This window comes from Staphylococcus sp. HMSC055A09 (assembly GCF_001809655.1).
GTDB classification, from domain to species: Bacteria; Bacillota; Bacilli; order Staphylococcales; family Staphylococcaceae; genus Staphylococcus; species Staphylococcus capitis.
On the sequence record NZ_KV798364.1, the window covers coordinates 323,863 to 336,592 of the forward strand.

Genomic DNA, 12,730 nt, shown 5'->3' on the forward strand with positions numbered 1-12,730 from the left:
GAATCCGAACCACAGTCTGAGTCTGAATCGCTATCTGAATCTGAGTCACTATCTGAGTCTGAATCGCTGTCTGAATCTGAGTCGCTGTCTGAATCTGAGTCACTATCTGAGTCTGAATCACTGTCTGAGTCTGAGTCACAGTCTGAATCCGAACCACAGTCTGAATCTGAGTCGCTATCTGAATCTGAATCATAGTCCGAATCTGAATCATAACTTGAGTCTGAATCACTGTCTGAGTTGTAATCACAGTCTGTGTCTGAATCGTAGCTTGAGTCTGAATCATAGCTTGAGTCTGAATCACTGTCTGAGTTGTAATCACAGTCTGTGTCTGAATCGTAGCTTGAGTCTGAATCATAGCTTGAATCTGAATCATAATCTAAGCCTGAATCACTATCTGAGCTATAATCACAGTCTGAGTTGTAATCACTATCTGTGTTGTAATCACAATCAGTATTATATTCACTGTTTGTGTCGTAACCACTATCTGTGTTGTAATCATAACTTGTTGAATCAGTATCATAGTCTAAGCTACGATCCGAGCCGTAGTCACAATCTGTATTGTAATCACTATCTGTGTTGTAATCATTGCTTGTTGAGTCAGTGTCATAGTCTAAGCTACGATCCGCGTATAAATCGCAATCTGAGTTGCTATCTAAAGCTGAAACATTTTCAGCAACGTCTCCATTAGCTGAGACATCAGATGAATTATCTAAATCATCATTATTATTTTCGGAAACACCACTTATTGCTTCTATATCGTAATTGTTAGAACCTGCTTGAATACCATTTTCACAGTCTGCTGATTCTGACAATGATTGATTAGCATCATTATTTTCTTCTTGAGTTTCATATTCTTGGGCTTTTTGTAATTCATCTATATTATTGTCGTTGTTCACTTGGTTATCTGTTTGTTCTTGCACTGATTCGTTGTCAAAAGTTTGTTCATTTGCAATGCAGTTATCAGTTGATTGGGCGTCAACTGATTCATTCTCCGTATTACGTGTGTTAATATCTGTTGAAACATTTTCTAATGATGTAGCATCTTCTTCTTGGGCTTTGGATGATGCATCATCACTATATTCAACTTCGTTCATAGGAACTTCATCAATAATACAATCGTTGTCTATTTGCTGAGTTGGTTGTTGCTCGTTATAGTCGTTTTGTGTGTTTTGAGTTTCTGTTAACATTTCTTCTTGCTGGCCTTGATCAGTAATACCCGAACAATCTTCATCCACTTGTGCCTGAGTTAATTCAGTTGAAGTCTCAGCCGCTTTAGCTTCATGATTCACTCCGAATATTAATGTTGCACCAACTAATATTGATGCCGTTCCTACTGTAAATCTTCTAATGGCATACTTATTGTGCCTGTTAGGCACGAAATCCATTCTTTTTCTCAAATTACTTCTCTCCCTAAAAAAATTTTGTGATTTATATAATCACACAGAATATAATACTACAATTTCTTTTTATATAAAAGAGTTAATTAAAATGTTATTAATAATTCACAAAATATATGAAATTTGTTTTTGGTGTTATTTTTTGAATTTCAATTTTATTTCAGAATATTTAGCGTTTCAACGTATTATTTTTATATTAGTAAATTTTTTAAGAAAACAAAAAGCGTTAGTTAAATAATTCATATGAATATCATTTAACTAACGCTCTAAAGTAATTATGAAATATTAAATTTTTTAAGTGTCATTATAAATCTTTGCTGATTAACCAGTTTTTATTACTTTTGAATAGAACTTTATCCTCTCGAAGTTCATTAATGATATGACCTGTGGTTTCTCTAGATATACCGGCCATATCGCTCAACAGTTGTATCGTCATGAATTGCTTAATTTCATAAAATTCATCATTATCATAACCAACTGTTTGGCAAAGATAGCGTAATATCTTTGTTACGCGTTCTTTCGCAAGCTTGCTGGTTAACGCCATATTATATTCAATGTGTTGGCATTGTGTTGCACTCAATAATTCAAATAACCTTACAAAGATATCCTCATGATTTTTACAAAGATATTCAATTAAATCTTTAGGTATGCCAATCACTTCGCAATTCGTCAATGCGGTGCACATTTCATTTGGCGCCTTATCTTGAAATAAATTGTTTAAGGGAAATAACACTTTTTCTCTATTTAAATAACGATACACATCACCATTAAGATTAAAGTTTTCTCTCATTATATTCCCTTCTATTAATAAATAGATATGCGTCGTTTCATCTGACGAAAAGTAAATTACCTGACCCTTACTATAATGTCTCACAAAGCATTGGCTTTTAAATGGAAGTAAGACACCTACAGGTATATGAATATATGACGCTAATTGTTTAAAACTTTCATCAAGTTCATTTTCTCTACAAAACATTTGATTTCCAGCCATAACATAAACTCCTTACTACCTAAGCTATTGGATAGAGGAACAACCAAACATCTTTTACAAGTTGTTAACGGGGTAAGTGTCAAAGAAGAACCGCTTCAAAGATGTTATATTTTTTGATTAGGGGGCCATCGTTCTTAAATCTCCAATAGCATAATCATTCATTATTTATGAATATGTGTACCTGCTTGCTTGTCGAACGCTTGATAAGCATTTTCCAAATTAGTGATGATCGCTTCTTTATGCTCCCCACTTTCAACGAAATCAATCGCCGCTTCTATCTTAGGTAGCATTGATCCTTCAGCGAATTTACCCTCTTTCGCGTAACGTTTCAAAGTTTCAACATCAATATCTGTTAACTTTTCTTCATTAGGTTCTTTAAAATTAATATACACGTGCTCTACATTGGTTAAAATCATTAGCGTATCCGCATCAATTAAGGCAGCTAACTTCTCGCTAGCGAAGTCTTTATCAATGACGGCGTCAACACCTTCATAAGTATTATCTTTCTTAATAACAGGTACACCGCCACCACCACATGCAATGATGATATTTTTTTGTTCAACAAGTGTACTTATCAATTTATGTTCAAGTATTGAAATTGGTAAAGGTGATGCGACAACCTTTCTATAACCACGACCAGCTGAGTCTGCTTTATAGATAGCCTCAGGTTGCGCTTCTTTCAATTCTTGCATCTCTTCTTCAGTATAAAATGGACCAATCGGTTTAGTTGGTCGATCAAATCTCGGATCATCTTTATCGACTTCTACACGAGTAATAATAGTACCGACAGCTCTGTCACTGCCAATCTCAGATAGTACACGGTTAATTTCTGTTTCTAACCAGTAGCCTATCATACCTTGTGTCATAGACCCACATACATCAAGTGGCATAGCGGGCGTTTGTTCACTATCAGATTGAGATTGTTGAATCAATAAATTACCTATTTGAGGACCATTACCATGCGAAATGACAATATCATTATCGGATTGAAATAGTGGTTTAAGTGTTTGCATGGTCATGCGAATAGCCCGTCGTTGTGCTTCTGCTGAACCTTCAGACGTCTGAATCGCATTACCACCTAATGCGATGACAATTTTTTTATCCATAACAGTTCGCTCCTTTTTCTAGAACACGTTAATCGCGCCACTACATAGTCGTATAAGTCCGACAATAGATAGAATGATAATGATAGCGAAGAAGATATAGTCAATGCGTGTTAAGCGTGTTTGGTTATTTTTTTGAACGATTGAATAAACGATAAGACCAGGAATGTAAAGCAACATTGTTAATAATAAATAATCAAATCCTGCAGCATAGACTAGCCATACTGCGTATAATGAGGCGAGTATACCTATTGTCCATTGTTTAGGTGTCGCGTGTTGTTTATGTTCAATAGTGTACTTAACTTGGTAAAAGGCACTGAACATATATGGGTATAAAATGGCACTAGATGCTAATGAAAATGCAAATTGGTACGCGCTGTCAGTGAACAACATACTAATCAAGAAAATTTGAACTAATATGTTAGTGATTAATAATGCATTGACTGGTGCGCCGTTTTCATTTTCCTTAGCAAACCATTTCGGGAATAATCCATCTTTCGCAACGATAAAAGGCAACTCTCCGGCAAGTAGTGTCCAACCTAACCATGCACCTAAAACTGAGATAATTAGTCCGATGTTTACAAGTGTTGAACCCCAATCACCTACGATGTAAGCAAGGACATGTGCCATAGATGGTGCGTTTAATTGAGAGATATGGTTTTGAATGATAACACCTTGTGCTAATACAGTTAATAAGAAATAGATGAGTAACACTGAAATTAATCCTATTACTGTTGCAGTACCTACATCTTTCTTACGTTTGGCACGACTTGAAAAGACGACAGCACCTTCTATACCGATAAATACCCATACAGTGACGAGCATTGTACTTTTCACTTGAGACATTGTGTCTCCAAAGTTAAATGGTAGTGCACCATGTGCATTCATTCCGAAGAATCCTTCTTTAAAAGTTTCAAAATTAAAGGCAACTAACATGCATATAATGACTAATAATATAGGTATTAACTTGGCAACCGTAACAATACTATTAATAAACGCCGCAGTTTCTACCCCTTTAAGTATTAAAAAGTGAACACCCCATAATAAAATTGAAGCAACGAGTATACTTGGGAATGTGTTACCACCTTTAAAAATTGGGAAAAAGTTACCGACGGAAGACATTAGTAATGTTGCGTACGCGACGTTCCCTAAAAATGCAGAGAACCAATATCCCCATGCACTTGCAAAGCCGATAAAATCGCCAAAACCAGCTTGGGCATAACTGTATATACCGCCATCAAGATCCGGTCGTTCATTTGTAAGGTTTTGGAAAACGAATGCTAATGAAATCATGCCTATGGCTGTGATAACCCATCCTATAATAATGGCTAAACCACCAGCTTGTCCTCCCATATCAGACATGAGATTGAATGCACCGCCACCTATCATTGATCCTATTACAAGACCTATCAATGATGATCGACTTAACTTATTTTCTCCTTGTTCGCTCATATTCATTTCTCCTTTAGAAGTAGGAATCTATAGACTTACTTTTCCCTTTAATTGTTATCATTGTGCTGAAACTAATAGTGTATTTTCTTTCATTCATATCCTGTCATTAAGTCAGTATGCGAGAGTGGGTGTTGTGGAAAGGTGTGAAAGATAGTTACGACCGTTACATTAAACGGGTTAGTAAACATGTGACTACGGACGGATTGATAACGGTCAATTCGTAACGACTTAATGATGATGAACGTTTAATCTTGATTCATCACTGCTCGAATATGATAAACACAATCACTCATTTGACTTCATACACTTGGAGTGGCTCAATTTGTTTTGTATGTTGTAAGTCTATAGTTTCTCATGATGTTGTGTAGATTTAATCTAGCCTAGTGTAGCAGCCATAACAGCTTTAATTGTGTGCATGCGATTTTCGGCTTGATCAAATACTTTAGAGTGCTCACTTCTAAAGATTTCATCAGTAACTTCCATTTCACTGAGGCCATATTTATCATATATATCTTGACCGTATTCTGTTTGTGTATCGTGAAATGCTGGTAAACAATGTAAGAAGATTGTACTGTCTTTACCAGTTAATTCGAACATCGCTTTATTGACCTGATAGTCCTTCAATAAATTAATGCGTTCTTCAAACTCACTTTCTTCGCCCATAGATACCCATACATCTGTATAAATAACATCGGCATCTTTAACTGCTTCTTCGATCTTATCAGTGACTAACACGGAACCACCATATTTAGAGCCACAATCTCTAGCAATTTCTACATAAGCATCTTTAGGACTTAGTGCTTGTGGTGTACAAATTCTAATATTTACACCAAGCATCGCACCAGCTACCATTAATGAATGTGCCATGTTATTACGTCCATCACCGACATAAGTCAAATTAATGCCTTCAAGATGTCCGAAGTTTTCTTTTACTGTCATAAAGTCTGCCAACATTTGTGTTGGATGCCAATCATCTGTTAATCCGTTCCAAACTGGTACACCAGAGAATTCTGCAAGTTGTTCTACTTTCTCTTGTGAGAAACCTCTAAACTCTATACCATCAAACATTCTGCCTAATACTTTCGCAGTGTCTTCAACAGATTCTTTTTTTCCTAATTGTATATCATTTTTTCCTAAAAATTCAGGATGTGCACCTAAATCAATAGATGCGACTGTGAATGCAGCACGCGTACGTGTAGACGTTTTTTCAAAAAGTAATGCAATGTTTTTACCTTCTAAATAACGATGCGGTGTGCCTTGTTGTTTATACGTTTTTAACGTCATGGCAAAATCTATTAAACCTTCAAATTCTTCTTTGGTAAAATCACATTCTTTAAGTAGTGATCTTCCTTTTAAGTCAAATGGTTTCCGGATTTTTTCCATAATATACGCCCCTTTCATCTAATTAGTCGCAGTGTAAATCATCAGCGCCTTCAAAACTTAATATGATTAGTCTTAAAATTGAAAGCGATTTCAACTACACTATAACAGGTGTTTGAATACTATTCTATAAATCTTCTCTGAATAATGGTTGACTCATACATCTTGGGCCACCACGTCCGCGAACTAGTTCGCTTCCAGGAATTTCAATTACTTTAATACCGCGTTTTCTTAACAAATCATTTGATACATAGTTACGATCATATGTGACTACTACACCTGGACGGATACATAATGTGTTTGAACCATCATTCCATTGTTCACGTGCACCATCAATCACATCACCATTACCAGTTGGGATTAACTCGATATTATCAACACCAAGTACTTCCTCCAATGTTCGTTTAAGGTGACTTGAATGAGTGATTTTAATGTCATCACTAGCTTCATCATTTTCAATAATGAAAATGTTCATATTACCTTCAGCTTTAAGGATTGCAGAGTGCGTTGTGAACTTATCATAATCAATCATTGTACAAACTGTATCTAAGTGCATAAATGTACGGCTAGTTGGAATCTCAATTGCTACTACCTTTTTAAAAGTGGATAACGGATCTTTAAATATACGTCGTGCTAAGCGTTCGATAGCTTGAGCTGACGTACGTTCTGATATTCCAATTGCTAGTACTTCTTTAGAAAGTACAAGTTCGTCCCCACCTTCAATGTTGAAAGGACAATCACGGTCTAACCATACCGGAACATCCGCATCTTTGAATCGAGGATGATGTTTTAAAATGTATGAAATGAAGATTGATTCTCTACGTCTAGCTCTCCAAAACATACGATTCACTGTAATACCTCGACCTATTGATGCTTGTGGGTCACGAGTGAAGTATAAGTTAGGCATTGGGTCTAAATAGAATGGATACTTGTCATCCATATACTCAACTAAATGCGTAGATTCTAATTTTATCTCTTCTTTACGCACACCAGCCATAACTTTATCAATCAACTCTTGATTAGATAATGTTGAGAATAATTTTTTTATTTCTTTCTCATGACCAAGAATTGTTTTACGAGATTCTGCTAACACATCATTGATGAATTGTTCTCTAATATCTGAATCTTCAATGCTTTCTGCAGCAAGTTTCTCTAAGTATAGTACTTCTACTCCTTCATCTTGTAACACTTTGGCGAACCGATCGTGCTCTTGTTGAGCAACCTCCAAATAAGGAATATCGTCAAATAGTAAACCACCTAAATAATCTGGAACTAAATTTTCTAACTCTTTACCTGGACGTTTAAGTAAAACGGTTTTAAGTTTACCAATTTCACTGTTTACTTGAATGGGTCCATCTGCCATATTCATTTCCTCCTTTTCTGTAACTTCAACATGAGTATATAGTGATTTCACATATATTTATGTGATTATATTCACAAGTTCAATGTAGAAAGTTTTGTACAATTTGGTTATTCAATACATTTATATGATTGTTTATACATTTTTGTATTGTTATTTCGTATGGAAAATGAATATTCAGCTAATATGAAATAATGAATGTTTCGATAAAAAGTTTTTTATTCACTTAAATGAATAGTTAGTCAATATGTGAATTAATAACTTTAGTAATATAAAAGACCTAGCAAACGCATGCAATACGTTTACCAGGCCTTTCGATTCATTATTCAGATATGAGAGATTATGAATAATTATGATTGAATATTTTGTAATACACATATTCAGCCATTGCTTTAGAATGAGTAAGTATCATAATAGTGTCGTTGCCACTTATAGTACCAACAATCTCTTTAAGTTGTAATTGGTCAATATAATAATTGATACTTTGCGCAAATCCTGGTGACGTCTTTATAAGTATATATGATTCTTTAATCACGGTACTAATGATTTCTGTTTCTAGATAATCATCTAGCTTAATTTTAGCGTCGATTTGCGATTGATTATTTAAAATTTTGTATTCAAATTGTTTGCTCTCAGCTGGCAGACGAAAAATATTAAGTTCTCTCAAGTCTCTCGCAATGGTTGTCATACTATAACGAATGCCAAAGTGATCATCAATATAATCAATGATATCTGCTTTTTTATAGATGTGATTTTGTTTAACAATCATGGTTACTAAATCCTGACGTTTACTCTTTTTCATTAAATGATAAACTCCTCACTAAATCTAATTTAAATTCATTTAAACTTTAATAATTCTTTTTATTTAATAATAATTTATCATTCTAATGTTAAAAATATATGAGAAAGTATGTAAAATTTTGTGACAAATATTGAGTAACACAGGTAGTACTATACATCACTTTAATGTATAACTGACATTGAACAATCATTTGTACAATGTATAAGATGTCTTATCTTTATAAATCATTCTAATCCATCCAATCATTAATAAAGCCGAATTAATGATTGATAATAAGTTAGAATAAAATGCAGATACGTGAATCAAATGAGTGAATATTAAAATATTAATGAAGAAAAGAATGATTAGTGGTGTAAATAAAATGAAATCTATAATATTCAGACCTTGCTCAGATTTATTCAACCCCAATCAACTCCTAAACCTTTCTATCATTGATCGTGTTTATCTTTCTTATTTATTCGAATCAAACTAATAAAAACGATAATGGTATAAATAGTGGCAACATAATTAGATTGGCTTTCTGACAACTTTACTATGTCAAAGGTATTTAAGAAGCACATCACTGCAACTATAAATAAAATGACAATCAATACGAAATCTTTTTTAGTTAACTTCTTTAATAATTTACGCACTTCTTATCTCCTAACACTTTATTTTCTATTTGGAATGTTTATGTTCATCCAATGACTTAAACAGATTAAGGACGACAATGATTATAAGAAGTATTAACGTAATGATTGGCGATACGTGTATTAAATTAAATATCTGCAAAACTCCAATTAAAACGGCTAATAAACTAATAATGATTAACAGAATATCAATAACTTCAAGTTGTTTTATCTTTTTCATCCTCTTCTCTCCTAGTAATATTGCTTTTAGAGCATAATTTTTCATTTATAAAAGATGTCACAATAATCATAAGCAATGCTAATAATACGACATTTAGTAAAGGCAACTTAAAAAAACTAACGAATCCCATAATCAATATTCCTATAACGTCTCTTAAATTAAAATCTTTCATTGGATCATTCGTGTTTATAACCCCTCATTTGTATTGTCTCTTTCACTCTTTATAACATTTATAAGATAGAATAAAAAGGTTAGGTAGAGTTAAGAATATCTATTAATAGTTTCAATCAATAGACTGCCGTCTCACTTCGGCTAGACAACCCGCAGTCTCCTCCCTAAGAATATTTTAAAGCCCCTACTCTACTGTTAGAGTAAGGGCCACATGAAGCCAAACATTGTTTGATCATCATTTATTAAGGCGTTTAATATTTGTAAGTGTTTAACATTAATTCTTGTTTATTAAGGCGTTGATTATGTTCGTTGATAGATTGTTTATGGCTGATTTAAACGATTTAAAGTTTCAATTATTTATACACCAACGTCGTCCCATGCATCTGCTACTTGGTTAGCTGTGTTTTTATCATATAAATCTAAAGCTGATTGATACAGCGCTTCTTTAGCATCACTAAAGTTTGAATTTGAACTTAAATATTCTGTGAGCGCTCTGTAGTAAATTTGTTGTGCTTTACCCTTTCCAATACTACGTATTGTATTGTAAGCTGCTTTATTAGGAATTCCAGAGTTAGTGTGTACACCACCATTATCTGATTGTGTATTTACATAATCATCCATGTGAGATGGTTGTCCAAATCGTTCGGGATTGGACATACTTCTTAGTGCATCTCCATTTTGTCCTGGTGTATACACATCCTCACCCATTAAGAAATCTTCATCATCGACAAAGTAACCGAAGACATCCGAGAAACTTTCATTTAAAGCACCTGATTGATTACGATAATTAAGATTCGCTGTTTCTTGGGTTACACCATGTGTGATTTCATGAGCTACAACGTCATTTGCACCAGATAGTGCTGTAAATGTTCGTCCGTCTCCATCCCCATATATCATCTTATCGCCAATCCATGCGGCATTATTTCTATTATCAGAACCTTGGAATTTGTTTACGTGGGCTAGAGAGATAATTGAACTTCCTCTATCATCATATGATTCACGACCGAAAGTATCTTTATAGTAGTCATACACTTGTTTAGCGTAGTAATTAGCGTCAACACCAGCACGTTGATTATCATCTGTGAAGTTTTTATCGTTATCTTTGATGAGCGAATGTTGGCCAGTGTTATCACTATAATTGTAAGCTGCTAATTGTCCTTGATGCGTTAAATCTTGTAACGCATATCCTCCATTTACACTATTGATATTAATTTGTTTCGTATCACCAAGCACACCTTTACCGGTACCTGTCGTCGCTGCTTCTTTGATGAGATTTAGTTTATCGACAACTTGGCCTGTTTCTGCATCAACTTTGATATTCCAATGTGAAATTTTAGGTATTGTGGTAATCAATTCTACATTGTAAACATACTTATTTGTTTTACCATCGATTTCTACTTTATTTGTTTTGACGGCGTCTTCTTTCATATTTTTCGCTTTTTTAGGATTAAGGTTAACCGCTTCAAACGCTTTTTTAGATGCTTGTTCTTTGTTGATCGACACCTCATTAGTTGGTTTCACCTTCTTCGCATCAGTGTCACCGTTAATTAATACAACTTTGCCTTCAGTATTCACATGTACTTTAACCTCCTCATCAGGAGCAAAGACGTTACCTACCTTAGGTTGTAAAGTGTAGTGCGTAAATCCTTTGTTGTCTTTTTTTACATCAGTGACAACATAGTCTTTATAATGGTTCTTAACGTTTTCTGAACCAGGCAATGCTTTAAGTGCTTTTGGTGCGTCAGTCTGTTGAGTAACCTTCGCATCAATGTCTTGTTTTACTGACTTGTCTTTAGCATGGCCATCCATAGTGACAAAGGGGCTTGCGACCGTAAGTGCTGCGATACTTGTAAGTGCATATTTTGAAAAATTTTTCATCTCGTAACCTCCTATAAATTTTTGAAAAAGCAACTTACGGTGCCATCGTAATTTTAATTTTCTGTTAAGTAAATGGAAACTGCATTTTATTCACATACTTTTCATTTATAAATTATTTGTATAAATAATATGTTCATTATGTCAAAAACTTATGTTAGTATTTAAACTTTGATAAACTGTATTTATTTATTTTTATTAATTAAACTGCAATAAAATTAATAATTATATTATGCATAATGAAATTAAGCGAAAGTGTATTGTGCGTAATACCTTTGATATCAAGGGTTTTGAAACATAAAAAAATTACTCGACATTCAATCGAGTAATTTCCATCAATCATTTTTTAATATTTCACCTTTAATAGGATTATTATAATCTTTAAATTGAATCTTCAATGATTGACCATTTTCCAAATCAGGGGCATTCATAACTTGAAAGTGTAAATGAGGTTCGGTAGAGTTTCCTGAATTGCCACACTGGCCAATCACTTCTTGCGCATAAATTAAATCCCCTTCATGTACAGTAATCGAATGCTTCTTTAAATGGGCAAGAACACTATACTCATGATCGCCATGCTTCATCATTACATAATTTCCATATGGCTCACTCTCATTTGTGTTTCCAGGCGTATTATCATTAATATGGTTCACAACTTTGACAACCTCTCCATAAATCGGTGCAACCACATTCGCCCCAAAACTATAATAATTTGAACAAAATTGACCACCATCATACATCGTTTTACCATTGACTAGTTTCACTAAATCATATGCATAGCGTTGCGTTTCATAGTTATAGTGGTAATTAAATAATTCGTTATCTCCACCCCAATATATTAGCCATTCATCTTTAATAGGAAGATCATAAGTCTGTTTCGTCCATTTATCTTTAAAATAATAGAGGGGTTTCAGTATTAAACTATAAATAACATCATTTTCCAATAACACGAAAATACCATAATTTTGGTATTCATCTAGCCAGATTTTTTCGCCACTCTTTTCATTACCTATATCAACATACAAAGTATGTTTCTTCGCATATTTCATATATAGATCTAATGTTTCCTTTAACATGCGTTTACTAATAGAGCGCTTAAAACTTTTAGAAAACATCCTATATAACTCATTATGCTTTTTATTTTCGATTAGAGTAATTAATTTATTTAAGTCCATTTTCATCCCCCCAGATGTCCTATACATTAATATATATTCCCTAATTTATATATAATTATCATATTTCATCTTTATATATAAAAATTAGACCCTTACAAATAAAAGCCTATGAATTCACTAAAAATATCCATTCAATCAAAAATGCACAAAAAAGCCCACCTCACTTTTTCTAGCG

Annotated in this window: 11 protein-coding genes; all 11 read right to left on the reverse strand. The window is 33.8% G+C overall.

Annotation, left to right across the window (positions count from 1 at the left end; genetic code table 11):
- Nucleotides 1-1,385: YSIRK-type signal peptide-containing protein (locus HMPREF2642_RS04740; protein ID WP_256276638.1), on the reverse strand; the 1,385-nt coding region annotated here is incomplete at its 3' end.
- Between the two features lie 316 nt (nt 1,386-1,701).
- On the reverse strand, nt 1,702-2,388 hold the full coding sequence (locus HMPREF2642_RS04745) for a Crp/Fnr family transcriptional regulator (protein WP_023351014.1): 687 nt from the start codon (nt 2,386-2,388) through the stop codon (nt 1,702-1,704).
- Between the two features lie 161 nt (nt 2,389-2,549).
- On the reverse strand, nt 2,550-3,494 hold the full coding sequence (gene arcC / locus HMPREF2642_RS04750; protein WP_037550664.1) for a carbamate kinase: 945 nt from the start codon (nt 3,492-3,494) through the stop codon (nt 2,550-2,552).
- Between the two features lie 18 nt (nt 3,495-3,512).
- Entirely contained in the window at nt 3,513-4,943 is a 1,431-nt protein-coding gene (gene arcD, locus HMPREF2642_RS04755; protein WP_023351012.1) for an arginine-ornithine antiporter, read from the reverse strand.
- 375 nt (nt 4,944-5,318) lie between these two features.
- Nucleotides 5,319-6,326 (reverse strand): ornithine carbamoyltransferase, encoded by a 1,008-nt coding sequence (gene argF / locus HMPREF2642_RS04760; protein WP_030059225.1) that lies wholly within the window; start codon nt 6,324-6,326, stop codon nt 5,319-5,321.
- Between the two features lie 124 nt (nt 6,327-6,450).
- Nucleotides 6,451-7,686, reverse strand: a complete 1,236-nt coding sequence (arcA, locus tag HMPREF2642_RS04765) for an arginine deiminase (protein WP_037550668.1) — start codon at nt 7,684-7,686, stop codon at nt 6,451-6,453.
- A gap of 337 nt (nt 7,687-8,023) precedes the next feature.
- Nucleotides 8,024-8,485: an arginine repressor gene (locus HMPREF2642_RS04770; protein WP_002436164.1), complete on the reverse strand. Its 462-nt coding sequence runs from the start codon at nt 8,483-8,485 to the stop codon at nt 8,024-8,026.
- A gap of 186 nt (nt 8,486-8,671) precedes the next feature.
- Nucleotides 8,672-8,887 carry a hypothetical protein gene (locus tag HMPREF2642_RS04775; protein ID WP_030062668.1) on the reverse strand — a complete coding sequence of 72 codons (216 nt, stop codon included), beginning with the start codon at nt 8,885-8,887 and terminating at the stop codon, nt 8,672-8,674.
- A 26-nt stretch (nt 8,888-8,913) separates the two neighbouring features.
- Complete coding sequence (locus HMPREF2642_RS04780; protein ID WP_030062669.1) at nt 8,914-9,117, reverse strand: hypothetical protein; 204 nt, start codon at nt 9,115-9,117, stop codon at nt 8,914-8,916.
- A gap of 745 nt (nt 9,118-9,862) precedes the next feature.
- Nucleotides 9,863-11,383: a M4 family metallopeptidase gene (locus HMPREF2642_RS04795; protein ID WP_030062672.1), complete on the reverse strand. Its 1,521-nt coding sequence runs from the start codon at nt 11,381-11,383 to the stop codon at nt 9,863-9,865.
- A 332-nt stretch (nt 11,384-11,715) separates the two neighbouring features.
- Nucleotides 11,716-12,555: a M23 family metallopeptidase gene (locus HMPREF2642_RS04800; protein ID WP_037550672.1), complete on the reverse strand. Its 840-nt coding sequence runs from the start codon at nt 12,553-12,555 to the stop codon at nt 11,716-11,718.
- Between the last annotated feature and the right edge of the window lie 175 nt (nt 12,556-12,730).

What these genes read in the sequence shown, in the direction of transcription:
- HMPREF2642_RS04745 (WP_023351014.1), bottom strand. Translation starts at nt 2,388, where the DNA reads ATGGCTGGAAATCAAATGTTTTGTAGAGAAAATGAACTTGATGAAAGT.
- arcC (WP_037550664.1), bottom strand. Translation starts at nt 3,494, where the DNA reads ATGGATAAAAAAATTGTCATCGCATTAGGTGGTAATGCGATTCAGACG.
- arcD (WP_023351012.1), bottom strand. Translation starts at nt 4,943, where the DNA reads ATGAGCGAACAAGGAGAAAATAAGTTAAGTCGATCATCATTGATAGGT.
- argF (WP_030059225.1), bottom strand. Translation starts at nt 6,326, where the DNA reads ATGGAAAAAATCCGGAAACCATTTGACTTAAAAGGAAGATCACTACTT.
- arcA (WP_037550668.1), bottom strand. Translation starts at nt 7,686, where the DNA reads ATGGCAGATGGACCCATTCAAGTAAACAGTGAAATTGGTAAACTTAAA.
- HMPREF2642_RS04770 (WP_002436164.1), bottom strand. Translation starts at nt 8,485, where the DNA reads ATGAAAAAGAGTAAACGTCAGGATTTAGTAACCATGATTGTTAAACAA.
- HMPREF2642_RS04795 (WP_030062672.1), bottom strand. Translation starts at nt 11,383, where the DNA reads ATGAAAAATTTTTCAAAATATGCACTTACAAGTATCGCAGCACTTACG.
- HMPREF2642_RS04800 (WP_037550672.1), bottom strand. Translation starts at nt 12,555, where the DNA reads ATGGACTTAAATAAATTAATTACTCTAATCGAAAATAAAAAGCATAAT.